At 40.7% G+C, this 25852-nt stretch carries 30 protein-coding genes; 15 read left to right on the forward strand and 15 right to left on the reverse strand.

Translation table 11 applies throughout. The features are described 5' to 3' along the window. Positions 1-64 precede the first annotated feature (64 nt). From CDC33_RS17065 to CDC33_RS17090, 5 genes are all read left to right on the forward strand, one after another. On the forward strand, positions 65-469 hold the full coding sequence (locus tag CDC33_RS17065; protein ID WP_109009476.1) for an Npun_F0494 family protein: 405 nt from the start codon (positions 65-67) through the stop codon (positions 467-469). Positions 470-760: 291 nt separating this feature from the next. Further along, entirely contained in the window at positions 761-2239 is a 1479-nt protein-coding gene (gene cobQ, locus CDC33_RS17075; RefSeq protein WP_109009478.1) for a cobyric acid synthase CobQ, read from the forward strand. A 99-nt stretch (positions 2240-2338) separates the two neighbouring features. After that, the gene (locus CDC33_RS17080) at positions 2339-2575 is read left to right on the forward strand and encodes a 2Fe-2S iron-sulfur cluster-binding protein (RefSeq protein WP_109009479.1); all 237 of its coding nucleotides are present in this window, start codon (positions 2339-2341) and stop codon (positions 2573-2575) included. Positions 2576-2674: 99 nt separating this feature from the next. Then, positions 2675-2977, forward strand: coding sequence for a type II toxin-antitoxin system RelE/ParE family toxin (locus CDC33_RS17085; RefSeq protein WP_109009480.1), 303 nt, complete (start codon positions 2675-2677; stop codon positions 2975-2977). An 11-nt stretch (positions 2978-2988) separates the two neighbouring features. Next, positions 2989-3300, forward strand: a complete 312-nt coding sequence (locus CDC33_RS17090; protein WP_109009481.1) for a HigA family addiction module antitoxin — start codon at positions 2989-2991, stop codon at positions 3298-3300. Between the two features lie 313 nt (positions 3301-3613). On the opposite strand, the gene CDC33_RS17095 is transcribed toward CDC33_RS17090, so the two are convergent. From CDC33_RS17095 to CDC33_RS17110, 4 genes are all read right to left on the reverse strand, one after another. After that, a complete protein-coding gene (locus CDC33_RS17095; protein WP_109009482.1) occupies positions 3614-4057 on the reverse strand; it encodes an SRPBCC family protein in 444 nt (147 codons plus the stop codon). A 66-nt stretch (positions 4058-4123) separates the two neighbouring features. Beyond that, entirely contained in the window at positions 4124-5563 is a 1440-nt protein-coding gene (zds, locus tag CDC33_RS17100) for a 9,9'-di-cis-zeta-carotene desaturase (RefSeq protein ID WP_109009483.1), read from the reverse strand. A 274-nt stretch (positions 5564-5837) separates the two neighbouring features. Next, complete coding sequence (locus CDC33_RS17105) at positions 5838-6014, reverse strand: ribbon-helix-helix domain-containing protein (RefSeq protein WP_181374043.1); 177 nt, start codon at positions 6012-6014, stop codon at positions 5838-5840. A 2075-nt stretch (positions 6015-8089) separates the two neighbouring features. Continuing rightward, the gene (locus CDC33_RS17110) at positions 8090-9727 is read right to left on the reverse strand and encodes a DUF6930 domain-containing protein (protein WP_109009485.1); all 1638 of its coding nucleotides are present in this window, start codon (positions 9725-9727) and stop codon (positions 8090-8092) included. A gap of 327 nt (positions 9728-10054) precedes the next feature. Between CDC33_RS17110 and CDC33_RS17115 the strand changes: the two genes are divergently transcribed. From CDC33_RS17115 to CDC33_RS17145, 6 genes are all read left to right on the forward strand, one after another. Then, the gene (locus CDC33_RS17115) at positions 10055-10411 is read left to right on the forward strand and encodes an iron-sulfur cluster assembly accessory protein (protein WP_109009486.1); all 357 of its coding nucleotides are present in this window, start codon (positions 10055-10057) and stop codon (positions 10409-10411) included. Between the two features lie 72 nt (positions 10412-10483). Then, a complete protein-coding gene (locus CDC33_RS17120; RefSeq protein ID WP_109009487.1) occupies positions 10484-10906 on the forward strand; it encodes a tetratricopeptide repeat protein in 423 nt (140 codons plus the stop codon). Between the two features lie 156 nt (positions 10907-11062). Further along, complete coding sequence (locus tag CDC33_RS17130) at positions 11063-11308, forward strand: DUF8620 family protein (RefSeq protein ID WP_109009489.1); 246 nt, start codon at positions 11063-11065, stop codon at positions 11306-11308. A gap of 157 nt (positions 11309-11465) precedes the next feature. Beyond that, entirely contained in the window at positions 11466-11756 is a 291-nt protein-coding gene (locus tag CDC33_RS17135; RefSeq protein ID WP_109009490.1) for a type II toxin-antitoxin system TacA family antitoxin, read from the forward strand. Further along, on the forward strand, positions 11756-12265 hold the full coding sequence (locus tag CDC33_RS17140; protein WP_181374044.1) for a GNAT family N-acetyltransferase: 510 nt from the start codon (positions 11756-11758) through the stop codon (positions 12263-12265). Before CDC33_RS17135 ends, CDC33_RS17140 begins: the two co-directional genes overlap by 1 nt. Before the next feature lie 270 nt (positions 12266-12535). After that, the gene (locus CDC33_RS17145; RefSeq protein WP_109009492.1) at positions 12536-12916 is read left to right on the forward strand and encodes a hypothetical protein; all 381 of its coding nucleotides are present in this window, start codon (positions 12536-12538) and stop codon (positions 12914-12916) included. Here the strand turns inward: CDC33_RS17145 and CDC33_RS17150 are convergent. Both CDC33_RS17150 and thyD read right to left on the reverse strand, forming a co-directional pair. Continuing rightward, complete coding sequence (locus CDC33_RS17150) at positions 12902-13060, reverse strand: hypothetical protein (RefSeq protein ID WP_244919253.1); 159 nt, start codon at positions 13058-13060, stop codon at positions 12902-12904. The two genes, CDC33_RS17145 and CDC33_RS17150, sit on opposite strands and share 15 nt — an antisense overlap. Positions 13061-13433: 373 nt before the next feature. Beyond that, on the reverse strand, positions 13434-14354 hold the full coding sequence (thyD, locus tag CDC33_RS17155; RefSeq protein WP_109009493.1) for a thylakoid membrane protein ThyD: 921 nt from the start codon (positions 14352-14354) through the stop codon (positions 13434-13436). Between the two features lie 196 nt (positions 14355-14550). Here thyD and CDC33_RS17160 point away from each other — a divergent pair, with 196 nt between their 5' ends. Further along, entirely contained in the window at positions 14551-14898 is a 348-nt protein-coding gene (locus CDC33_RS17160) for a hypothetical protein (RefSeq protein WP_109009494.1), read from the forward strand. A 72-nt stretch (positions 14899-14970) separates the two neighbouring features. Here CDC33_RS17160 and CDC33_RS17165 read toward each other — a convergent pair whose 3' ends face one another. Beyond that, positions 14971-15468, reverse strand: a complete 498-nt coding sequence (locus tag CDC33_RS17165) for an FHA domain-containing protein (RefSeq protein ID WP_109009495.1) — start codon at positions 15466-15468, stop codon at positions 14971-14973. A 184-nt stretch (positions 15469-15652) separates the two neighbouring features. Beyond that, on the reverse strand, positions 15653-18154 hold the full coding sequence (locus tag CDC33_RS17170; protein ID WP_109009496.1) for a heavy metal translocating P-type ATPase: 2502 nt from the start codon (positions 18152-18154) through the stop codon (positions 15653-15655). A 717-nt stretch (positions 18155-18871) separates the two neighbouring features. Between CDC33_RS17170 and CDC33_RS38840 the strand changes: the two genes are divergently transcribed. Next, positions 18872-19705: a hypothetical protein gene (locus CDC33_RS38840; protein ID WP_181374045.1), complete on the forward strand. Its 834-nt coding sequence runs from the start codon at positions 18872-18874 to the stop codon at positions 19703-19705. A 170-nt stretch (positions 19706-19875) separates the two neighbouring features. On the opposite strand, the gene CDC33_RS17180 is transcribed toward CDC33_RS38840, so the two are convergent. The 3 genes from CDC33_RS17180 to CDC33_RS17190 all read right to left on the reverse strand — a co-directional run bounded on the left by CDC33_RS17180 (position 19876) and on the right by CDC33_RS17190 (position 22454). Next, positions 19876-20085: a hypothetical protein gene (locus tag CDC33_RS17180; RefSeq protein WP_244919254.1), complete on the reverse strand. Its 210-nt coding sequence runs from the start codon at positions 20083-20085 to the stop codon at positions 19876-19878. Between the two features lie 16 nt (positions 20086-20101). After that, positions 20102-20377: a TM2 domain-containing protein gene (locus tag CDC33_RS17185; RefSeq protein ID WP_109009497.1), complete on the reverse strand. Its 276-nt coding sequence runs from the start codon at positions 20375-20377 to the stop codon at positions 20102-20104. 502 nt (positions 20378-20879) lie between these two features. Continuing rightward, a complete protein-coding gene (locus CDC33_RS17190) occupies positions 20880-22454 on the reverse strand; it encodes a CPBP family intramembrane glutamic endopeptidase (RefSeq protein ID WP_109009498.1) in 1575 nt (524 codons plus the stop codon). A 113-nt stretch (positions 22455-22567) separates the two neighbouring features. On the opposite strand from CDC33_RS17190, the gene CDC33_RS17195 reads away from it, so the two are divergent. Next, positions 22568-23266, forward strand: coding sequence for a Uma2 family endonuclease (locus tag CDC33_RS17195; protein WP_109012606.1), 699 nt, complete (start codon positions 22568-22570; stop codon positions 23264-23266). 103 nt (positions 23267-23369) lie between these two features. On the opposite strand, the gene CDC33_RS17200 is transcribed toward CDC33_RS17195, so the two are convergent. After that, a complete protein-coding gene (locus CDC33_RS17200) occupies positions 23370-23669 on the reverse strand; it encodes a type II toxin-antitoxin system RelE/ParE family toxin (RefSeq protein ID WP_109009499.1) in 300 nt (99 codons plus the stop codon). After that, positions 23666-23887 carry an addiction module protein gene (locus CDC33_RS17205; protein ID WP_109009500.1) on the reverse strand — a complete coding sequence of 74 codons (222 nt, stop codon included), beginning with the start codon at positions 23885-23887 and terminating at the stop codon, positions 23666-23668. Before CDC33_RS17205 ends, CDC33_RS17200 begins: the two co-directional genes overlap by 4 nt. A gap of 291 nt (positions 23888-24178) precedes the next feature. Here CDC33_RS17205 and CDC33_RS17210 point away from each other — a divergent pair, with 291 nt between their 5' ends. Beyond that, positions 24179-24460: a hypothetical protein gene (locus tag CDC33_RS17210; RefSeq protein WP_146195831.1), complete on the forward strand. Its 282-nt coding sequence runs from the start codon at positions 24179-24181 to the stop codon at positions 24458-24460. A 53-nt stretch (positions 24461-24513) separates the two neighbouring features. Here the strand turns inward: CDC33_RS17210 and CDC33_RS17215 are convergent, their stop codons facing one another. After that, positions 24514-25146 (reverse strand): Uma2 family endonuclease, encoded by a 633-nt coding sequence (locus tag CDC33_RS17215; protein ID WP_109009502.1) that lies wholly within the window; start codon positions 25144-25146, stop codon positions 24514-24516. Positions 25147-25183: 37 nt separating this feature from the next. After that, positions 25184-25816 (reverse strand): Uma2 family endonuclease, encoded by a 633-nt coding sequence (locus tag CDC33_RS17220; protein WP_109009503.1) that lies wholly within the window; start codon positions 25814-25816, stop codon positions 25184-25186. Between the last annotated feature and the right edge of the window lie 36 nt (positions 25817-25852).

The following is a 25852-nucleotide window of genomic DNA, read 5'->3' on the forward strand; positions in this document are numbered from 1 at the left end:
GCTACAAGCAAAAATATATTCTTACATTAATTTTTATCAGAAGAAAAACTACTACCCATACACAATGCCTGCTGTTGATTCCCAAAACCCAAATATTTTTGTCTATCCTCAAAGCACAGTAGACAGAGCCGAGCGATCGCTAGTGTGTTCACCCTTCAATTTATCTTTATTTGAAGTCATGGGACACCAGAGTGTGTCATTAACTGCGATCGCCTTAGAAAATGGCCTCAAGCAGGGCTATACAAAACGCCCTTTATCAGAATTAGCCTGTGACAACGCCTTGGGCTGGCTGATTCAAGTGGGTGTATTACGGCGAGAAGTCGATGGTCAGGGGATTACAGATAGTTTTCGCCTCACTCCCTTGGGTCGCCAGTTGGTAGAACAATATCAGGGAAAAAATTGGCGGACACCTTCATGGCGCGATCGTTTATCCGATGCTGTGATTCGTTGGTTACGGATACCTTTTTAGAATACAAAACTAAAAAGTTAGGATTAGGGAATCAAAGGGAACAATATATACGGAAATGTCACATCTATTCACGAAGTCTTTACCATAATCATCTAATAATTAAACTTTGTGATGCTTATGGTGGGCATGGGGCATGGGGCATGGGGCATTGGGCATTGGGCATTGGTCAATAATCAATAGTTTTTCTTCCCCTGCCTCCCCTGCTCCCTCATCTCCCTCATCTCCCCCTGCTCGGCTATTGTTCGCTCCTAAAAATTCACCCTGTATCCTGAAAACTAACTAATAGCAACTATGAAATCAATTATGGTGGTGGGGACAACATCCCATGCAGGGAAATCACTTTTAACTACAGCTATTTGTCGCATTCTGTCGCGGCGTGGCTGGCGAGTGGCTCCCTTTAAAGGTCAAAATATGGCTTTAAATGCTTATGTCACTGCCAATGGTGGAGAGATTGGCTATGCCCAAGCAGTGCAAGCTTGGGCGGCGGGAGTCGTGCCTTGGGTAGAAATGAACCCAATTTTACTCAAACCTCAAGGGGATATGACTTCCCAAGTAATTATTAAAGGCAGGTCTGTTGGGAAAGTAAGTGCCTCAGATTACTACGAGCAATATTTTGACCTGGGGTGGCGGACAATTGAAGAATCGCTACAGCATTTAGGAACAGAATTTGACATGTTGGTTTGTGAAGGTGCCGGTAGTCCAGCAGAGATTAACCTCAAGCACCGTGACTTAACTAATATGCGGGTGGCAAAACATTTAAATGCGCCAACGATGTTAGTAGTTGATATTGATCGGGGTGGTGCTTTTGCCCATGTGGTTGGAACCTTAGAGTTATTAGAACCAGATGAACGCGCCTTAATTAAGGGTGTAGTAATTAACAAGTTTCGAGGACAGCGATCGCTCCTAGAACCAGGGATAAAATGGTTAGAAGAGCGCACAGGTATCCCCGTTATTGGTGTTATACCCTACTTACAACAAGTTTTTCCAGCAGAAGACTCCCTTGATTTGCTAGAACGGGAATCCTATAAAGCCCAAGCTGACCTCAATATTGCCGTCATTCGCTTACCTAGAATTGCCAATTTTACTGACTTTGACCCACTCGAATCAGAAAGCACTGTTTCAGTAAAATATCTCAGTCCTAAGCAAGATTTAGGACATCCTGATGCCGTAATTATCCCAGGAACAAAGACCACAATTGCTGATTTGCTACTGCTGCAAAAAAGCGGTATGGCAGAAGCTATCCAACACTATGCTGCTTCTGGGGGAACGGTTTTAGGTATCTGCGGTGGGTATCAAATGCTCGGTCAAATCATCGCTGATCCTGAAGGGATAGAAGGACAAGCAGGCAGGTATCAAGGGTTAAATCTTTTACCAATCAGAACTGTAATCACTGGACAAAAAATCGCCCGCCAGCGTCAAGTTAGCTCGAATTATCCGCAACAGGGCTTGCCAGTAAATGGCTTTGAAATTCACCAAGGGCGATCGCGCATCGAACAGCAAGGTATAGACCCTCAATCGTACCATGCCCTATTTGACGATATTAATTTAGGATTAGTGGATAGTTGTCAATCAGTTTGGGGAAGTTACCTCCACGGCCTTTTTGACAATGGCCCTTGGCGACGCGCTTGGTTAAATCGCCTCCGTCAACAGCGTGGTTTAAAATCTTTGCCCACTGGAGTTGCTAACTACCGCGAACAGCGAGAGCAGATTTTAGACTCCCTAGCCACTGAAGTAGAAAGCCATTTAGACTTAACTCCATTTTTGTCTTAAAGTAAATGCATAAAAATCGCACATTTTTTCGCTTACAGTATCATTAGTCATCTGCTAATGACCAATGACTAATGACCAATGACTAATGACTAATGACTAATGATTGTTCGTATCCGCTTTTTACCAGATGATGTCACAGTAGATGCCGAAGTGGGAGAAGCCCTATTAGATGTAGCAGACCGGGCTGGGGTATTTATTCCCACCGGTTGTTTAATGGGGTCTTGTCACGCTTGCACCGTCGAATTAGAGGATGGAGAAATCATCCGCGCTTGTATAACCGCAGTACCACCACACGAGGAATTGACGATTAATTTGTTTACTGACCCAACTTGGTAATGTCGTCCCCGTTAGTGTGCTATGCGGATATTAATTGTGCTATTGTAGATAGATTCCATTATGAGTTACGTAACACATAATATTTTCCATTACTAATTTATGTCTCCGCCAGACAAATATCCAAAGTTTAAAGATAAAAGGACGGAGCGGTTTGCTTTAGGTGAGAGGGTAAAAGAGTTTCAGGCTTTTACAGATCAAGCATATAAACGACTTGATATATTAGAAGCCGCTACTAACAAAGAATCTCTGATGAAACTACCGAGCAACCATTTTGAGTCTTTAGAGGGTGATAGAAAAGGTCAATATAGTATTCGGATAAATAAGCAATGGCGAATTTGTTTCAATTGGCCAGACGAAGAATCTAAACCTTTCAACATCGAAATTACAGATTATCATCCTTAAAGGAGAACAACATGGCACGACCACCTATCCATCCTGGAAAAATTCTTGCTGATGAGCTTCATGAATTGCAGATGAGCGCAAGTGAGTTAGCACGTATCCTTCATGTACCAACAAACCGTATTACTGAAATAATTAATGGTGAACGAGCAATTACTGCTGACACGGCATTACGGTTAGGGCAATGGTTTGGTACTGGTGCCGAGTTGTGGATGAATTTACAAAAAAATTATGAGCTTAGACTAGCTGAAGAAAAAATGGGTAAAGAAATTCAGGCAACTATTTCTCCTCGAATATTACCTGAGTTAAAACAAGTCAAGGCATAAAAAAATTGAATTTTCGATTTTTTTGGATAGATAGCAAGAACCTTTTACACATTGTTTCCTAGTGCCTATTTTTGCTATCTAACCTGAGTTCGGGATAAGAAATCCTCAAAACCCTTGATTTCTCATTGTTAGGTCTGAAGCTCTGTTTTAATCTATTCTCAATAAGGCATATTGTTGATATTAGTCTCATTTGTAAGCCTTATTGACAAAATGAGTCCACTTTAATCGCTTCTTTTATCACTTAGAGTTTTGCTTAATCCTTACAGAATAAGCTTTTTAGCTTCTGGCTTAACCCGAACTCAGGTTATCTATATCAATTAGCTTTAACATTCAGCGCGTATTCTTTAAACCTTTCCAAATCGGCTTGAATAGTCGATTCAACTACCCGCCCCAAAAACAAGTTATCCATAATTTTGCCAATAATACCGGGGATGGCATAGGAAATGGTCATTTTGACAACACTACTATTGTGGCGATCGTAAAAGCGAATCGCTCCCTGATTCGGCAAACCATCAATCGATTCCCATTGGATAATTTGGTTGGGAATAACTTTGAGAATCCGGGATTTCCAAGTAAATTCTAGACTGCCCGTCTTCAGTTTCCAAAGAGATATATCTGGATTATCGGGCGGAATTTTCACCGAATCAATCCACTTCATCCACCGGGGCATTTGCTCCAAATCAGACCAGAGGCTCCATACTAAATCTATGGGAGCGTCTACTTCTACCTGCACAGTATGCTCTAACCAATCTGACATTCTCTCTTCTTCCTTCTCTTTGAGATGCTTTGCATAGCTTGCTTCTTTGCAGGAGTACGCAGTTAGTTATTTCTTCAAACTCTCTAAAATCACCTTTGCCGCCCGCCGTCCAGAAATAGTAGCACCTTCCATGCTGTCGATGTAATCTTGCTGAGTATAACTCCCTGCAAGGAAGAAATTACCTACTGGTGTTTTTTGATCGGGACGGTACGCATCCATGCCTGGCGCTTCTCGATAGAGAGATTGAGCAAGTTTTACCACACTGTACCAAGTCATATTTAGCTCCCGCGACGAGGGAAACAGTTCATGCACTTGCTTGAGGACATGTTGTGCGATCGCTTCATTACTTTGTGCAATAAACGGATCTCCCGGTGTCAGAACTAACTGTAACAATGAACCCTGTCCTGGGCGATAATAATCAGCAGGGCTAGTCAACGCCAAATCGGCAAAACAAGAAAAGTCAGCATCGGCTGTATACAGCAAATTATCAATTCCGGCCGCATGATTTAGCTGTTTACGTTGCTCTGCATCGTTCAGTTCAGTTACCCAACCATCGAAACGTAACTGTACTGTAGCTACTGGCACTGCATCTAGTTTGTAAATATTGTCAAATTCTGACCACTTACGCCACTCGTGGGGTAGGATGCGTTGAATTCCTGGAACATCACAGGCAAAAACGTAAGCATCAGCAGTGATAGTTTCTAATGTATCACCTTGGGCAACTATTATACCAGTGACGCGGGTTTGTTCGTCTAACTCAGTAAATTGAATTTCCCGAACTTGCCTACGTGTGTAAACTTTTGTGCCTCTAACTTCTAAATATTCCAGAATGGGCTTGTGTAAATACTCAGATGGAGAACCTTCCAGCATTCGCAAAACTGAGGCTTCAGTTCTGACTGCAAATAACTGGAATATCGTTAACATACAACGGGCAGACATACTTTCGCAATCAATAAATCCCAATGCGTAGGCAATGGGATTCCACATACGTTTGATGCTGCCATTACTCCCACCGTGACTACGGAACCAGTCGGCAAAGCTAACTTTATCTAAGTTGCGGATGGTTTTCATCGCCCCGTTAAAGTCTAGCAACCCGCGAACTATGGGACTAGTACCTAGAGCGATCGCATTTTGCAGTTTATCCTGCAACGATAGTTGAGAGGTCGTGAAAAATGCCTTTAAGCCATTGAAAGGCGCACCTGTCAGGAACCGAAAATCCAAAGCACCACTGCGGCCTCCTTTATTAATAAAAGTGTGGGTATGTTCTTTGAGGCGTAAGTTTTCTAACACCCCCACTTTCTTCATCAAGTCAAATAGTTGGTAGTAGCAGCCGAAAAATACATGCAAACCCATTTCTAGATGGTTGCCATCTCCATCAACCCAACTGCCAACTTTACCACCTACAAACGGACGAGACTCAAAAATCTCTACTTCACAACCAGCATCAGTTAAATCTACTGCGGTTGCTAGCCCAGCCAGTCCCGCACCTACGATTGCAACACGCATTCCGTCGTTCCTTTTCAGTTTCTTTACAGATTGTAACTGGGTTGGTGTCGGAATTTGCTACTTAATATCAACTCCACCAGCATATTAAAGCATCGCAATTTCGATACTAAAATCTTTTTGATCCCTCGTTTTAGTCCCGGCAATTGACCAGACGCGAGAAAAACGCGTCTGTATCAGCTACACAAACTCTTGTCCATAGCGACGGACTCAAAAAAATATCATAGCTATTTTTTGGTAACAAAGCAGTTATCTGGTAAACCGTAAAAGCAACTTCTTAGTTGTTTACATCTTTGTCGTCATCGGAGACAGGCAAACTTCTAATCAGTTCGCGAATCACATCGGTTGCGGGTCTACCTGTTTGTTGACAATATTTTTCTAGCTTTTCCGCTTCCTGTGTTGCGAGATTGACAGTGATACGTTTAACAGCCCATTTTTTATTTGTCATTATCATGCTATCTGCTGGATATTTAGATCGTCGAAAAATTCTAAATTAAAGAGGGAACCGATAAGGTTATCAGAATTTGTCTCACGAAACAAGTAATATCATTAATATTAAAAATGTTCGTTTTGTCAAAGTATTCATCATTTCCTAAAAAAAATAAAAAACTACACTTTATTTGTTACTCTGGTGACAGGATAAAGACCACATAGTTGCTTTTGAAGATAATAACGCTACTAACATCATGAGTAAAGCCTGACAATGAAATTTTATAAATGAATTTGAGACACGTACTGTTGACTCAATCAAGATTTCCAAAGTTATTCTCCATCGGAAGTATTTGACCTTATCTCTTAACCAAGTTAGCCAAACCCACTTGGAGAGAACATCTCAGATAACACCATAAAATAAAGCTTCAGAATCATTATCATGCCGAAATGCTTTATAACAGGCGGGTTATCATCGTCTATAGAGGTTGTGAATAATCACTTAAAAGTAGGCAAATAAGCGTTCGCTCTCAAACAAACACCCATCTAAACCCATTACTTTAACCACGAAGTTAAAAGCTACTGAACGTTTATGAATTTTGGCTATCCTCGATCAAGCTGATTGCTTCTTTGCGTCAATATAGTAACCACCAAAAAGCTTATAAAACTCAGTTTTCTGGGTGTAAATAGCTGAAATGTTGGTAAATTTTAACAGCATTATCTGTAATTTTACACAGATAAATGCTCGCCAAACAGAGATGGTGTTACTTGGCTGTTGCCGAGAACAATATTTTATTTTTGCTTCATGCTTTTACACTAACTCGCCGTAAAAATAAGATGCAATCTGAGATGTGTTTTATCTTCTCTCTAGCGATATAGTTTGTCTTAGACTCAGTGCTTTTTTTCTCATCCATAGTATGTATCTATTGAAAGATTAGACAAATTATTTTTTTGCAAATTTTTGTACCCTAAATTAGGCAGTAAATTTTTCACAGCTAAAAAATAATTTACTGCTAATATACTTTGGATTTACAAACATTTATTATTTAGTTAAGTACACTCATAAGAACAATTGTATATTCCGTTTTTTTCAATTACGTATTCATTATATCTATTGTTTATACGCTTTAAATAATCTTCATTTAGAGACTAAATAAACTCACTCTCATACTTTATAAAAAAATTACAAAGAAAAAGATATATTCTGATATTCTGCTTAATGATATTGATACATAACAAGATGGAAAACTCAGAAAATGGTTAAAAAAATATTTCTATATCTAGGTACGTCACCTAGATTTTATTAAACAGAATTTTGGGGAGATTTTTTTAGCTGTTTGTACTGATTTATACTGGTAAACATTCATATAGAATGACTGGAAAAATTTCAAAATACAGCTACTTCATGAAATTGAGATAAAGTTAGCTTCTAATCATTGGTCACCTACTGCTGTTGATACATAGCAGAATTCAGAGAGAACTCTGAGCTAAAGGAAAATCCAGAGCAGAGATTTTCTCTGCTGTGGATTTTTCAATCTTTGGCTTTCTTAAAATCAGAAGTTTGAAGAGTTAACAAGCCATACGCTTGGGTTGTAGCAAGATCCTCGTAGGAGTACGAAGTGAAACCAAATGCCGGAAAATGTTAGATTACGCTGTGGGATCTTGCTACGTTCCTCAACCCAACCTATGCAAATTTATTTTTCTGGTTTAATTGAGTTAAAAAGAAGAATGGTCAACCTTAAAAGATAAAGCTTTCCCTTTTTCTTCTCCCGAATGCAGTTTAGTCAATATGTGAATCAAATACCCATCAACTTACAGCACTTTGCAAGGAAGTGAGGCACAAAATGCAGATTCACGCATTAGATATAAAGAGTTTGTACCTCCTGCCTGAAAACCCGTAGCTTTATACTCCATGCAAAGGAAAACTGCTGTAAGTAAGTGGGTAAAATTAAATATAAAACCTCACCCTGCTTCCGGCTTCTCTCTTTTTAGCAGAGGAAAGGGATTGAGTGTGAGGTTTGATCTTATGTTGAACTACGCCCACCTACTTAATTTCTCATAACTACAATTTGAGATTGAGGATTGGGGGAATTTGTGCAACTATTCAAATTTAAGTTGGGGCATCAGTTGAAGAGTGCCAATACCTAAATCTTTAGGTGAAAGCGATCGCGCTTCAAACAAAGCCATCATATCTCGTAACTGAGGATTGCCACGAGAGGCTCCGGTTAGTCCTTTAGCAATGATTAAGCCACAGTAGCCCTTAGTATTTTTACAGCGCTGATTCCATTTTTTCCGGGCTTCTACATGAATAGGATCTTCATCTAAAAATTCTCCAAATAGGAATAATTCGCCATTTTGAGTTTGTAATAAACCCAGGTCGTAGCGATCGCCATCGAAGGGATCGGCACCTGGATTAAAGCAAATAGCTCTCAGTCCCCCTATTGCTTCAATTCTTTCAATTACAGTCTTAGCCTTGGGGCGGGAAGTTTGAATTAAAATCACCGGCAAACCGTCACCCACTTGTTTGATTTCACCAGCCGGATGGTAGCTAACCCCTTTACGCAAGGACTCCAACATTTCCCAGGACACCACACCTAAGCTGAGGAAGGAATCTTCTGGTATCAAGTCATCTTGCAATGATTGGAAATTTGGGGAGTCAAGGTTTTCGCTCTCCTCGTCATCGATATCAAAGTCTGCCATTTCCTCTAATTCTGCTGCTAACTGCGGCATGGTAGAGACTGTAACAGGCAGAGATTTAGTTGATTCTTCCGACTGCGGCAGAGAAATGCGATAGCGACGGCTAAGGGGAGGGAAAATGTCTTCATGAAGCTGGCGACGGTGATCGCGAATAAAGCGGATCAGGCTTTCGATCGCAACAAAGATTACCAGTGCTTCTTCGTCATACAAGACAGAACGTAGTCCTTCTAAGGGGTGGATATTACCGAAGGTAGGGTCAATTTCTGATAATGGCAGATCCGCCAAATCACTTTCTTCATCCTCATCTTCATCGGTTTCATCAGCACTCTCAAAGGTGAGAAATAAGCAATCTTGCTTAAGGAACGCTTCTTCTAGATGCTCCGTTGATTCTTCATCCGTTAAAACTGCGGCGCGAAACTGTTTTAAAGACTCTTCTGAGCGGTAAAACAAAATTCCATACTCCATTCCCAGCATTCCCATGACTGAGGCATAGAGTGTGCCAACATCCCACTTATTAATCTCGATTGACAAAATTTGCTGTTCTTCCAAAAATTCCCAAGGTGCTGCTTGCCAAATTGCAAATGCTTTCTCTCGCAAGATTTGTGCATATTGTGGAGGTAAGTCGGGGGTTTGACTATCGAGGATGTCAGCGAACCCGCGAAACAGTTCGTCAATTAAAGGCAGTTCTGGTGCGTAGTCAATGGCAATATCCAAATCTTGCAGCACCCCCCGCAGGTAGAATTGAATCTCGCGGTCTTTGACTACAATTCTTTGAGGTCTGGCAGGTCTTGCCGGACTGTGAGGATGCTCCATTGCTCGCATTAAGGTACGAACTATTGCTTCTGGGCCGATATCTGAAGCTACCACATCCATTCCTCGAACCACACCTTGGGAGTAATCTACCCAAAGAATGCATTCTCCTTTTTCCTCATCTGAGTGCTGGTTTGGTGATGACAACGGACGGCGATCGCCCTCCCATACAGAAGGAATTTGAGTTAGTTTCTTCAACCGACGACTGGTAGAGCGATTAAAACTTGTCATAGAATAAGTTAATCAAAAGAAGCAATTTGGAAGTAGACTTTGGGGGATAGCTAGCCTCGGATTAAGTTTTTATGGCTGCACCTGAAAGATAGTTGCTTCTGGTGACTGCCGCCAGGTTTGAACTCCAAAAATACCGAATCTCTAAACACACTGAGTCTCTAATTCTAGAATAAAAATGTTTGGCTGCTTTTGACGGAGTGTTTACAATTTGGCATCTAACGACATCTAAGCCGCTAGAATGAATACAAAAACACTAATCGCAACCCAAAGGCATTAACCAGCCGATATCAGGTAAAGCTTAGACTAATTAAGGAGTTAAAAAAGCAGATGACACAAGCAATTGGGTCTCAACAACGCGGAATTCTGTTGAGCGAAGCCGCATTGCACCAGGTAAAATCCCTCCGGGACAAGCAAGGCACAGACTTCTGCTTACGGGTAGGAGTCCGTCAGGGTGGCTGTTCAGGGATGTCTTACATGATGGACTTTGAAGACACTAGCAAGATCACCCCACAGGATGAAGTTTTTGACTATGATGGCTTCAAAATTGTTAGCGATCGCAAGAGTCTATTATATCTCTACGGTTTAATGCTCGATTATAGCGATGCCATGATTGGCGGTGGCTTTCAATTCACTAACCCCAATGCCAATCAAACTTGTGGTTGCGGCAAGTCATTTGGGGTGTAATATTGTCATTTGTCATTTGTCCCTTGTCATTGGACGAAAGACAAATGACTAATAACTAATGACTAATGACCAATGACTAATACAGTTGAATCCCTATTTGATACAGGTTTGGAACGCTATAAAGCAGGAGAGGCAGTAGATTCTTTAATCCCTGTGTTTAAAGAAGTGTGCGATCGCGCTCCTAAAACTAGTGCTGCTTGGATTTGTTTAGCCTGGTTATATCTACTCGATAACAAACCCAATTTGGCTTACAAAGCTGCACAGAAAGCAGTCAAGTTAAATCCACAAGACCCACAGGCTAGAGTCAATCTGGCCTTAGCAATGCTGGAAACAGGTCAAAAAGGTTTACGAGAACATATTGATATAGCACAGCAGCTACTTTTTGTCAATGAAGAATGGCGCGATGAAATAAAAACCAGTATTGAAGATGGTTTAAGTAGAAAACCAGGTTGGCAGAGTTTGACAAAAGTCAAAAATTGGCTGTTTGAAGAATAAGGACAGGGAGTAGGGAATAGGGAGTAGGGAGTGGAAAAGGGACAAGGAAAAATTATTGAATAAGTCTCTTTTGTCTAGCTTGTTTCTTGCTAATACCAACTCCCTATTTCTCATTCCCCACTCCCCACTCCCCACTCCCCATTTCCCATTCCCATCATGAAAGATAAATTATTAAATTGGCTAAACACGATTTTAGTCGCCGATGTTTTTTTGGTTTTGTTTGGCTTTATCTGGTTAGCGATCGCTGCGATCGGTGATTCTGTAGGAGTAAACTTGGGTTTGGATTTGTGGCATAAACTGTGGCAACCCGTGTTTAACCCAGCGATCGGTATCCTCATGGGCGGTGCCATTCTCAGTGGTATTATCAGTTGGGTTTCCAAAAAATTTCTATCTAGTCAATAGCGCAGCAGAAGAGCATAATTTGACAACAGTCGTCAACCCCAAACTTTGTGTTGACGTTGTATACACAATGTTCTATATTAGATATTAAGCATTGCTGAATGAAGCTTGAAACTTAATTCAGCAACGCTAAATGAGATACACAAATGGAAGATACCCAATGCTTGGCCGTTCTAAAATGGATAACCTTGGTCGTAACCAAGTAATTAATATTAGAGTTCAAGAACAACAACGGGATTTAATTGATAATGCCGCTTCGATTCTTGGTAAGAACCGTTCTGACTTTATGTTAGAGGTAGCCTGCCGAGAAGCTGAAAAAGTCATCTGTGACAAAACCTTCTTCGCGTTAAACGAGGAAAAATATCAAAATTTCCTTGCTATGTTGGACTCACCACCTAAAGCGAATGAAGAAATTCGTAAATTATTAACGACTAAATCGCCTTGGGATTAATGATAGAACAAACAAAAACTATTAATCCTCCTCAGCCACTTACTCATGAGCATGATCTATTAGAGTTTAAATCTAAATCAGAAGCTTTGAATAACTGGCTGAAGGAGAAAGCTTTGAAAAATGAGGGGGATACGGCTAGAACTTTTGTGGTAACTGTTGAAAATCAAGTAATAGGCTATTACTGTTTAGCAACCGGATCTGTAACTCATTTAGTAGCTGTTAGCAAAGCTAAACGGAACGCACCAGACCCTATACCGTGTATGCTTATTGGTAGACTAGCAGTCGATACCAAATGGCAAGGACAGGGTATAGGGTCTGGCTTATTAAAAGATGCTATTATTCGTATTTTATCAGTATCCCAAATAGCAGGTGTTAGATGTATTTTGGTTCACGCTAAAGATGAAGAAGCCAAAAGATTTTATTTAAAACGTGGGTTTCAACCATCACCAATAGAACCATTAACACTAATGATGACTTTAAAAGATATTCGAGCAAGCATTATAGATTAAAATGAAAACCCTTCCCACCCATTCCCCCAACACCCTCAAATTAGACCCCGTAGCATCTCACGTAGCACGGGGTTTTGCTTTTGCGGTTGGGTGCGATCGCTGAAGGTGATTGAGAAAGATGATTTTACCCCATTTCCCGACATCTACCCACAACCATTAACTTACTTATCCTATAAGAAATATAAAATTTTGCTCTTAAGGATAGCTTTACTGATATTTAGGGAACTCTATGACTAAGTACTGAAGAACCTTTTTACACAAACTAAAGTCATGTCAAATACTAACGATCTAACGTCTCCTAGCCCAAATGAATTAGCAGATAGCCTTATTCAAGAACTTAGATATTTAGGAATTACACTTGATTTACAAGCGTGTAATTTTATTTACGATAAGATAATTTCATCAGAAAATCCTGAAATTGCTTATGCAGAACTCCGTTTAGAAATGCTTACAGAATTTAAAAGGCTTAGTGCCCAAGGATCAGCTATAGGTGCATGGTTAGGTTGTTTTGGTTTACTTATAGTTACTAGTATATTACTTTCAATTTTTGGACAAATATCAAACTTCTTTCGTCCTGCTCAAAATACCCCATTGACAAATGAGTGTATTGAAAATAATAGTTTAAACGGTAAAAACTTATGTGGGCACTAAATCAAAGTTGTAATTATATTTTGCACTAAATAGGCATACACCGAACAAGGCGCGATCGCGGTCATTATCTAAGCCGTCACTGAAAATTAGCTGTATTTCTGACTGAGTAAGAACCTTGGCACGACCATGACGATTTGTTTTCACTGGGAGACTGAGACCCTGCGATTCACAGCCTACAACGATTTTGACACCGAATGAGTCAAAACTACTTGACTGAAATTAGCGATCGCTACAGTTAAGCAAGTGGCTGACTGGTATAGAACTTACGCATTGACAGAAAAGCCAAAATAACAGGTAGAGTTTTCAAGGCTGATAGCTAGATTTTTCAATGAGATTTTAGCGATGCCTGCGGCGGGCTACGCCTACGCACTCAATCAAAGGTGATTGATAAAAGCCCGAAACAACGTATTTAGGTTAATGCACAAGATAGTTATTTTGTACAGTGCGTAAGTCCTAAGAGTAACAAACTACTCTTGTTATTTTGTGCTGCAATCATTTCCCCACTCCCCACTTCCTTTTAATTAAGAATTTGTCTTAACGCTGATTGCAAATTAGGATATTTGTACTCAAAACCTGTTTCTAGGGTGCGCTTGGGGATGACTTGTTGACCTTCTAAAACTACCATAGCCCCGTCTCCTAAAAGAGCTTCGATCGCAAAACCAGGAACAGGCAGCCAAGAAGGGCGATTCATCACTTCTCCCAAGGTTTGGCTTAAATCTATCATTCTGACTGGGTTCGGGGCAGTGCCGTTATATACACCTTCTATTTCCGGTTTAGTTAAAGCTTCCAGAATCAGGCTAACTAAATCGTCTACGTGAATCCATGAGAACCACTGCCTACCACTGCCAATGGGGCCACCAGCAAAGAGTTTGAAAGGCGTAATCATTTTATCCAAGGCACCACCATTACCCAGAACAATCCCAAAACGCAGAATTACTAATCGTACACCAGCATCTTGTACCTTTCTCGCCTCTGCTTCCCAGACTTGACAGACTTGGGCGAGAAAATCGTTACCAGATTGGCTTGTTTCATCAAAATTTGCTGTTTCGCTGGTGCCGTAGTAGCCAATAGCCGAAGCATTAATTAAAACAGTTGGTTTGGGGTTAGCGTTGGTTATTGCTTCAACTATTTTTTGGGTACCTAGCTTCCGGCTATTGAGGATTTCTTGTTTGCGTTCTGGTGTCCAGCGTCCCTCACCAATGGGTTCTCCTGCCAAATTAACTACGGCATCACAACTAGCGATAATGCTTTGCCAAGAACCAGATGTATTTGGTGTATAGGCAACAATTTCTACATTTGCAAAAGCCTCGGATGGAAAAACCTTTTGAGCAAAGGTGGTGTTCCGAGTTAATACTACTATTTGATCACCTTTTGCATGGAGTCGTTGTACCAAACGACTACCGACAAATCCTGTTGCTCCAGTAATTGCGACTTTCATGTTCTACCTCAGCCAAACCTTTATTGTAAAGTTTTTGATCAAACTTTCAGCTTACGGCACTTTCGTTGTGGATAGAACAGATGTGACTGTGTATCTGGTAATGCCTAATCTCAAAAACTTTGCTTTTTTAATCACTTTTCGTTTAGATACTTCGGTATTATAGGATGGACAGAGTGTTGCAAGGCGTGGGGCTATTATGGCTCGCTATACCTGTTCATTTACTGTTTCTGTCAAGAGTGACCATCTGTTGCCGTTACTTGTAGAACTTCTACAGGACTGTCAGTTGGATATTCAATACTACACTGGCGATTATATTATCGCTCGTGAAGTTCCGGGCCATGTTCCTTTTCCTAAATTGATCACAGTAGAAGTATTGATTGATAAATCAAAATCTACTGAAACAGAAACCCGGATGAGCATTGTGATTAAAAATGAAGAACTACCACTCCAACTAGATAATTACTGCCGACAAATGTTTGAAGTCATCAAGCAGTCAATTGAAAGTAGCCGCCATTGGCATTTGATTGAAAGTATTGCAGGATAGCTTTGGTGATTGAATTGACACTCCCACGACTTCAAGACGTGGGATTATCAAGCTGTTATTGGTAGTTATAATTCACTCTTCCACATCCTCTAAATCCTCGGCCATACCGGGGTTTATTAGTGTAATATCGTACTCACTCGAATCCGTTTGTCCCAAACGCTGAGTGTTTCTTAAAAGGTAATAAATAGCACGTACTTGAGGGCCAAAAACGATCTCGTCTTCATTTCTAAGATCGTGAGCTGGTATCTTACGTCCATTAATCATCAAACCGTTGGAACTAGGCTTGCCTTTGGCATCGCCATCTACAATCCGGTAATAGTAGCTATGACTATTATGATCTCGTGGCAATCTCACTAACGTGGCATGGCGGCGGGAGACAAACTGCGACATCAAACGGATATTACACTCACGATCTCTACCGATAGAGTAGACGGGGTGCTCTAGAGAAAATTCTTTGCGACCTTGATCGTCTTCAATAATCAGTAGATGGTTTTCATTGGTTTCTGCTGCCATTGACAAATTGGTGGAACTGTGATTGATCAATATTTGTTTAGTATCGTATCTTGCCATTTTCGGGCACCATAAATCTGTGGTGCTGATCTAAATAAGCTTTAAAGTTGCATAATACCTTGAAAGAGTAGAACATATTCGTTCTACTCCACTAGCTATGATAGCTTTGGTAAGTGTTTCAAGAGGCTTTATGGGCTGCGTAAAAGCTGACGGGGCGACTCAGTTTAACAAGAGAAGGGAAATTTTACGGGTGATGAGCTAATCGCCTTAATAATATTGAGTTTGTGACGACGCTAACAGAGCTGAAAGCCATTAATGCAGCAGCACCAGAGGGGTTAAGGACAAAACCCAGACTAGGGAATAAAACGCCTGCTGCTAAAGGTATCCCAACTGTATTATATGCAAAAGCCCAGAATAAATTTTGGCGGATTTTGTTGAAAGTGGCGCGACTAAGCTGAATAGATTCAACGACATCGTTTAAGCGATCGCGCATTAGGACAATTTCAGCAGTTTCCATCGCCACATCTGTCCCGGAGTGTAAAGCAATTCCTACATCTGCCTGGGATAAAGCTGGAGCATCGTTGATTCCATCTCCTACCATTGCCACAACGGATTGGGGATTGGGGATTGAGGATTGGGGATTGGGAAGAATTTTTCCTAGTCCCCAGTCCCTAGTCCCCAGTCCCTCGTTCTGGAGTGCTTGTATTGCAGCTGCTTTTTTGGCTGGGGGAACACCTGCTATGACATCAGCACTATCTAATCCTAGTTGTTTGGCTATAGCATTAGCTGCTTCTTGGCGATCGCCACTGAGCAACATTACCCGTAAGCCCATCTGACGCAATTTGTCTACGGTGGATTGGGCATCTGGTCTGAGGGGATCAGAAACAGCAATTAACCCGGCTAAAGCTCCCCCAACTGCTACGCAAACGACCGTTTTACCATCTGTTGCCAAATTCTGTGCTACCTGTTGTGCAGTTTCGTTAATAGCAATGCCGTGCCAACTCAACCAGTCCCAGTTACCCAAGAGTACAACTTTGCCCTCTACGACAGCAGAGACTCCTAGTCCTGGTTCCGTGTGAAACTCCACAGCCTCTGGAATAGATAACTGTTGCTGCTGTGCTTCTTGCTGAATCGCTTTTGCTAGGGGGTGGTGAGTACCGCTTTCTACGGCTGCTGCTAGTTGGATGAGGGAGTAGGCAGAGACGCGATTAATCGCGTCTGTACTGGGGAGTGGGGAGTGGAGTTCCTTACTCCCCATTTCCTCAATTAACAGACAATCTGTAACGATGGGATTACCCGTGGTCAAAGTGCCGGTTTTATCAAAGACTACGGTGTTTAACTTGTGTACTTTTTCTAAAACGTCGCCGCCTTTGATTAACAGACCCCGTTCTGCGCCCATAGCAGTCCCGACAAGAATGGCTGTTGGTGTGGCAAGTCCCAAAGCACAGGGACAGGCGACTACCATAACTGCGATCGCTAGTTTTAAACTAATTAATAAAGAGGAGTGGGGAGCTTCATGTGTAGCGTGGCTCATCATTTCCATGCCACCAGACATGCTGACATCAGCCCAGATGTGAGTACCGAAAAAGTACCAAAAGACAAATGTTAATACAGATGCTGTCAGCACTCCATAAGTAAAGTAACCAGCTACTGTATCTGCTAATTTCTGTACTGGGGCTTTTCGAGTTTGGGCGGCTTCTACTAGGGCAACAATCCGAGCTAAAGTTGTATCATTTCCAGTCCGGGTTGTCTGAATAGCGATCGCTCCTGACTGGTTTAGCGTCCCTCCTGTTACCATATCGCCTGGTTGCTTAATTACTGGCACGGCTTCCCCAGTCAACATGGATTCATCCACCGTTGTTTTACCAACCACCACTTCACCATCGACAGGAATTTTATCACCTGGCAGTACTTGTACCCATTCACCAACACGTACTTGTTCAGCAGGAATCTCTACACTAGAAGATCCCATTCCTCCTTTTTCTGGGTTGGCAATCAATTGCGCTACCTGTGGCTGGAGTGCTAGCAATTTCCTAAATGCCGCAGCAGCACGACCTCTAGCTTGTTGTTCTAATGTCCTTCCCAAAAGAATAAAGCCCAGCATCATTACTGGTTCGTCAAAGAAACACTCCCAACCCATTTTGGGAAATAGCAGCGCTACTAAACTAGCAACGTAGGCTGTCAGCGTTCCTAATCCCACCAGAGTGTTCATGTTAGGCGCATTTCGCCGCCAGCCCAGCCAGCCATCTACTAAAATGGGGCGACCGGGAATTAATAGGGCTACTGTCGCTAATCCACAGTGAAACCAGATGTTATTTAGTACTGGCAGCACTGAGCTACCAAGATTACCAAAATGTCCACTTCCCGACAATAATAGTAAGATTGCAGCGATCGCTAACTGCCTAAAAGAAGAGCGCATTTCTTTGCGTTGTCGTTCTGCTGGATCTGGTAAGGTAGATATTTCGTCTGCGACTGTGCCATTAGGTTTTCGGGGTTGAGTCGGGAATCCAACGGCTGTTAATCTCTGTGCTAGTGCATCTGCATCTACCGCACCAGTTTCTGACTCTACAACTGCTACCTCTGTGGCCAGGTTCACACAGGCACTCTTGACTCCTGGATGTTGGGTTAGCTGTCGTTCTACTGCGTTCACACACCCAGCACACTTCATACCCCCAACATCGAGAATAATTTTCTCTAGGATTGGGTCAAATTCTGGGGTTAGCTTAGTTTTTGGGACAAGTTGCATGGCAAGTGTTTAGATTCGCTACAGAAATTCAACGCCTGAGTAAAAGCGTCTCTAATTTGAGCGTAGGCGAAATATGGAACTACGACTGTATGTCAACCCTATTAAATTTATTAATTTATCGTATCTCGCTGAGGGTCAATGACTATCGCTGCACTCTAATTCAACGTTCCAAGTTCTCAAATTTATCTGAACCTATCCCACTAATAAAATTTTTTGAATCCAGATATGAATAGTAGCAAGGTCAATTAATGCATCAAAATATACTTTTTTTGTTCTCAACGAATGACTAGACGACGATATTTACGTTGATACCAAGGAAAACAACGTTCCTATTGAAATTTTGGAACGGCGATTTTAATCAGCCTACCTCTATTTTTCTTGGTTTTGCATACCCGTTTTGGTAATTGGGGTCGAATACCGCGCTTACGTAGGGCAGCACGTTTTTATGAGTGAATCCTAACCTTTATCAGTAGCCATTACCTTAAGTTTTTTACGTGGTCTGTCACGTTTTAAAGTTTTAAGTTTTACTTTATCAAGCAGAGGTAATAGATTTATGAAGAATTAGTGAACTTTATTTTTATATATTGAAAAAAAAAATTAATAAATAATACTTTATAAAAGTTACAGAGTGTGAGTAACACATTCTATTGTTACTCATAACCGTTAACCGACATTTTAAGACTTAAATGATCTAATTTGAATTGAAGGAAATTTTTAATGAAATTAACTCAAAAACTGGGCATTGCTAGTGCTGGTCTTGTTCTGGGCTGCGCTAGTGTTGGTTTACCCTCTGCGGCACAAGCAGCAACCTTCCTCTTTGACGGCACCGGCACACCTGAAGCTGTTGGTTGGCAATTAGAGAGTTCTGAACCACCGAATAGTACAATAACGGTGACACCACAATTCAGTGGTAGACCAAGTGATGTATTGAGTGTAAGTACTACCGGAACAGCAGTTAATCTGTATAGCAGAAACATTAATGCTAACAATTATATAATTTCGTTGGGTGTAAAAGTACTGCGTTCTTCTTTCAACTCTTTTGACTATGGTTTGGGCTTGTCACCCTTCGCACAGCAGATTTTTTTCCCAAATGGCAATTATTCTTTTTCTGAGGTAGATCGGGCTAATTCATTAACTATAGGCGAAAAAAGTATACAGTGGTCAGACTTAGTAGGGGATAGCTTTGCAATCGACACTTCTGTTTTTCATGAATATGCAATTAGCTATATAGATGGCAATCTGAATGTCTACGTGGATAACTCTTTTGATGACATTATTGCAGGTACTGCGACTCCTGTACTAACACGTACTGGTGTAACACCACAAAACGAAAGTGTAGTTGGTACTGTGGCATTTGGCGACCAGTCTAATGACAGCATATCTTTCGATAATTGTTGTGTGAATTCAGCTTACCAATTGGATTTTATTAGATTTCAGTCACTTGATAACGTCACCTCAGTACCCGAACCCAGTACTAACCTTGCTCTGGCATTCTTTGCATTTGGTGGCTTACTTATAAACAAGAAGTTAGCATCTTCTCGAAGAAGATAATTTAAACACCTTGCATGTAATGCTACTCAGAAGGATTTTAGATTAATTTTTAATTTTGAGGGAAGTCGGAGCGTCGGTTTCCCTTGACTCTGAGCGTCGGTTTCCGGCGCCTAGAAGTTTGGTGGCGGATCTGAACTTTGATGATTTGGAATTTTGAGTTCCCCATAGGGTCAATGACGGCTCCAGCGTAAATAAGTCACATAGATAATAGCTACTACTTGCATTGGCACGATCGCAATCAGGCTTTTTAAGAAATAGTTGATTTCCAAATGAGACATAACGCTGAAATACCCTACGCCCAACAAGAAAAATATTGCCCAGTAAAGCTGTTTAGGTTTGAAAATGAGCATATAAAAAGAGAAATAATCAGCCTCCAGCATGAACTGCTTTCTTGCACTAGAACCAGCCCTGCTTATTCACAAAGTAGGTATTTACAAATTCTTCAGGAGGCTTATTCAAATAAATCATGCCTTCAATTAAACCTACAAGTACCATAATTAACAAGGCAATTCCGTAGGTAAAAGAACCTCCGACTACAGAAATCACTAACATAATAAAGCCTTCTGGAGCGTATCCTAGAATAAATTTATGAACCCCAAATCCTCCAAGGATAATGGCACAGTAACCAGCTAGAAGTTGTTTGGTAGGGTGACTGGGGTTGAAATTTGACATAGTGCTGCTCCTTGATAAGTGAGGTATAAAAATAAAGTCTTTATTGTAATCAAAGCAAATACATTTACTTGCTTAATACATATATTTTTAATTTTTTAAGTACAAATAAGCCCCAAGATAAATAGCCAAAATCAGCGTACTTCTATTCCAGAGAGTACGCTAAAATGTCTTCCGGCATAGCCGGAAAATCTGGCGCTCCTTAATAACTTTTGGTAGATTTGACGATCGCAAACCCTGGTGCGGCAATTTTGCAGATTTTTAAGTAAGACATTTATCTTGGAGGAATGAACCTCAAGAATCAGCGAAAACTGCTACACCACTTTTTACAAGTCCATCAGTATTATTTCCGGAGTTTTTTGCATAGGCGTAGCCTGTAGTAGACATTGCTTCCACGGGGCATGAAACGCCATCGCACTAATAACGAGATATAACTAGTAAATTGTTTTTACCTATGCAGATAGAATCAGATATTTTTGTTTTTTGCAACAGTAGATATATAGTGTTAATTACTACCCAAGACAAATAGGCTTAATAATGTGCCACTATTCCAGAGGCTATGGAGGAGCATAGGAGCAAGGAGGTTGCGCGATCGCGTGTAAACGACCCCTAAGACAATTCCCAATGCAGTGAGGGGAAGAATTTCCGACAAGCTCAGGTGAGCGATCGCAAACAACAAAGCACTTGTAAGAATCGCTCCCCACACGGGTAAGTAGCGAGTCAGAGAGGGTAGCAAAAAGCCGCGAAACAGAATTTCTTCAAAAAATGGAGCTGCGATCGCTGCTGTGGAGAAAAATATGCCAAGTGCTACACCATCTTGGCTTTCCAACGCTAATTGCAACAGAGGGTTACTACCACCTTGTCCTTGCCATAGCTGTTGATTAATCAAAGATACCACCACAACTATAGGTAAAGCCGCGCAATAGCCTCCTAGTCCCCATAAAAACCAGTTATCTTGAAAACGGAAGCGAAACCAAAATTCTGGTAATGGAAAAAAGCGCTTGAGAGAAAAATACAGCACTAACAGCGCACCCAATGCGACTAGAAAGTAACTAACTAAAACATAAAAAGCCTGAAGTCGCACATCACCCGCAGGACGAGGGATGGGGAGTAGCGATAGCAATAAAGGGACAAAAATTTGCCCCATGAAGAAAAAGCCGACGATAAAAACCTGCAAAATCGTTTCACCATCCCAAGGTGTTGACCAAGGGACATCAGCATTTTGAGCGAGTAACGAGGTTTTTCCTTTCAACAAGCGTTGAGCAACTAAGAAAATCAGCAGTATTAGACCAGTTAAAGCTGCCAAAGTGGGGATAGTGCCAATAACTGCTAATTTGATCACCGCTTGAGCAGCAGATTCTTGTTGTGCAGCTTTAACTGCTGATAAAGCGTCTTGTCGTTGCTGGAGTTGGTATAACTGAACCAAAGCAGTAGAGCGAAACCAACCTTCTAAATTCTTCTGAATCCGTTCTTGAGAATTTTGGAGCAGACGGGGAGGATTGCTCCACAGTCCACTTAATACAGCTGCGGTTTCTCCAAATTCTGGATTGATATCTGAGCGTTGTTGTAATTCGCTCCAAGTTTTGAGAGCTGTATCCGTCTGTCCTTGCTGTGCTTGTAAAATTCCCAGGCGCAAGTCTAATTCAGCCTGTAATTTTTGTAATTGCTTGAGGGACTCCTGTAACTGTTGCTGTCCCTTTTTAGAAGTTTTAGTAGTGGGAGGAACATCCGGTAGAGGTTTCGGAGGTATGGGAGTTATTTCAGGTTGAGAGCGTAATTGTTTAAGTTTGTTGTTAACTTTGTCTAAATTAGCTGCAACTGATTGACGCGCCTCTTGATACTGCTTTGTGGCGCTTTCTAGGGGTTGCTCACCAAGTATTGCTTCTTGAACTGCTTTGAGATTGTCATCGCTGTTATTTTCTGATTGCCAAGCTTCGGCTTGGAGAGCAATATTGGTTTGGTATAGTTCTAGGCGACTTTGGAACTGAGGTTCTTGCCAACTACTGAATAAAGCCCAAACTGCCAACAGAACTGCTATCGGCGTCAGTATAAAAATTAAAACTAATCGCTTGAGTGTCATCTATCCCTCTTTTACTAGCCAATGGAGAGCGCGTCCCCCTTGGGAATTATCGCAAGAAAAAGTCAGAGGTGGATAGATATCATCAATATTATAAGTTTGCGCTTGCACCCATCATGTTAAATTACAACCCATTGCACTGCTTACCCTCCGCCGAGGATCTGCCCGATTCTGACGATGAACCTGTGGATAATCAACTACAACATTTGATTCCGGGCTTGTTAGAAGCCATCTTAGCTTGGCTGTGGGCAAGCCGGATGGATTGGTTTTTTGGGGTTGATATGGGGATATATTACGATCCTGAATTACCGCCAATTGTACCCGATGGGTTTTTAAGCTTAGGAGTCGAGCGAGTTTTTGATGAGAACTTGCGTTTAAGCTATGTGTTGTGGGAAGAAAAGGTGATGCCGATTATGGCATTAGAAGTTGTTTCTCACAGACGGCGTGGGGAATACACCAGCAAAAAGAAACTTTATGCAAAAATGGAGATTTTGTATTATGTTGTCTACAATCCCCAACGCCGGAGAAAAGCACCTTTAGAAGTTTATCGCTTTGTAAATGGTGAATATGTATTGCAGCCAGGAAATCTAGTTTGGTTATCAGAGATAGGTTTAGCAATTAGTTATGAACGGGGAACCTATCAGGGAATTACGCGGGATTGGTTGTATTGGTATGACAAACAAGGAGTCAGATATCTAACCCCAGAAGAACGAGCTACAGCAGCCGAACAACGCGCTACCACTGCTGAAGAACGTGCTCAAAGACTGGCACAAGAATTACGAAAGTTGGGAATAGACCCAGATTCTTTGAGTTGATTTTGTGGGGTGCGATCGCTTTGATTACACTATTACTAATGACTTATTTGAGAACAGGAATTATAGATGGTTCAGGTGATTGTAGGCGAGATTATAAAAGCCTTCAAATATTCCTGCTCTGCCATTGTTTAGGATTACGCTTGACGTGGTAACAAGCAATTACAGTGATAACATTTTCTTCTACAATATAAATAACACCATAGGGAAACCTACGTATTAATAATCGCCGCGCTTGTCGATACACCACTGGATAAGCTGAAGGGTTGCGTCCGATTAATGCTAAACAGCTATCAACTGCACGTACAAACTCCGAACCTACTCCAGAATCACGTTGTTCATACCATTCAAAAGCATCTTGAATATCCAGTTCTGCTTCTGGACTAATTATTAACTGATAGCTCATTCAGGTAAACCTAGTCTTTGCTTCACAGATTGCCAGGTTGAACCTCGGTTTGGGTTTTGGTGGTGCATCTCCAAACGTCTATCTAATTCTTGTTTTTGCTCATCGCTCAGGAGAACTTCATCGGGTGTGGTAAGAATGCTGTCCCATAAGTCCTCGGCAAGCTGTATACGTTCAGATACGCTTAGTTCAGAAATATCAATTTTTAATATGGGGTGCATGGTTTTTGTTAATGCAGTTGCTCAATATAATTTTATTTTAGATTATAAATGACTTATCTTCTTCCCAGGAAAGTAATAGATAAAGTTTGTCTGATTCAGTAAATGTTCTAGCAGCTAATAAACAGTGCAGCAGATCCACACACATCATATCTACCTTAGATTAGTTAAATCTGAAGTCAAATATATTTATTTTGTGAGGATACCTGTTACCCTATTGGCATTATCATAATAATCTTATAAAGTGTACAAGTACAACTTTGTACAATTCATTTTTAATCGGAGAGTATGTTTATGTTGGAGGATATTATGTCTGTTATAAGATTTTTTACCCCTAATAGAATAGATGATAAAAGTGAAAATATTACAATATTAAAACTAATTGGTGGAATTATTACTGGGTTATCATTAATTTTTATTGCTTTCGCAACTTTAACTAGTTTTTCTCAATTGATCGTTGAAAAATTTGGTATTGTTGAGATTAGTAATGCAACTATATATATTTTTATAGGAGTCTTTATTATATGGCTGACACTTACAAAAATTGGGACTAAAAAAGATGATCAGCAAACTTAGTAGCATTAATTTAAGTGTAATTGTGTTACTCGCCAAGACAAATCATCAGCCAACTAACTTATCCTCTCCCTCACCCAAGCGCGAAAGGATTTGAGCAAAGCAATTTCACCCATACATTTACTTTGCTCAATAAATCTGCTTATCTCACTCACTGAAACTATAGGAAAGGCAATACTAAACTTACACTCGACATATTGCCCCTCTATCAACTGATAAAATTTTAAATTTTGTCCATCATATCTCCAAAGTTCAGTTACACCCAAGGCTGAATAAATCCCCAATTTGTTAACTGAACTACTGGTAATGTCAATCTCAATTGCTAAATCAGGCGGCGGATCATTTTCTAAATTTAGCTTTACCTTACCTCTAATAGCTGGTTCGTTTTGGATATAGTAGCAAGTATCTGGTTCTATTCCCCGCTTTGTAATTCTTCGTTTTAATGTTGTAGAACCAGCACTTATAATTTCTATTCCTAATTCTTCAGCCAAGACTAGAATAAATCGGTCAAACTGAATCTTAGGATTTTCGTGTTCAAAAAGTGGAGTCATAATTTCTAAAACACCGCAATCATAAGCAAACCGAGAACCTCTATCTTCACCTGTATCTCTCAACAAGGCTTCAAAGGTTTCCCAGCTAATGTTATGTAGCACTGTTCTTTGTTCACCAACCGTTGACTTGACAAGCATATTAAAATAATTTGTAATTTGTAATTAATTCATGATTTTAAGCTATCTTTCCACGCACCCAAGCGCTGAATGATTGCACCAAATCAATTTCATCCATAGTTTTACTTTGCTGGATAAATCTATTCATTTCACTAACAGAAATTAAAGGAAAAGCTATACTTAACTTAATCTCAATATACTGGTTTTCTACTAATTGGTAAAATTTTAAAACTTCTCCATTATATGTCCATAATTCTCCTACACCTAAAGCTGCATAAATATTAAATTTATTAACAGAGCTGCTAGTAATATCAATTTCAACTGCTAAATCTGGTGCTGGGTCTGTTGTTAAATCTAATTCTTGTTTACCCCTAATTAGTGGCTCATTTTGAATATAATAGCAAGTATCTGGTTCTATTACCTTTGTTATTGGTTTACGTTTCAATGTTGTAGAACCAGCACTTCTAATTTTAGTTTTTAATTCCACTGCTAAAGCGAATATCAATCGGTCAAACTGAATTTTAGGATTTTCGTGTTCAAAAAGTGGAGTCATGATTTCTAAAGTGCCACAGTCGTAAGCAAACCGAGAACCTCTATCTTCACCTGTATCTCTCAGCAAGGCTTCAAAGGTTTCCCAGCTAACGTTGTGTAGGACTGTTCTTTGTTCCGCAGGCGTTGATTTGACAAGCATATTAAAATAATTCGTAATTCGTAATTCTTAATTCGT

Source organism: Nostoc commune NIES-4072 (assembly GCF_003113895.1).
Classification (GTDB): domain Bacteria; phylum Cyanobacteriota; class Cyanobacteriia; order Cyanobacteriales; family Nostocaceae; genus Nostoc; species Nostoc commune.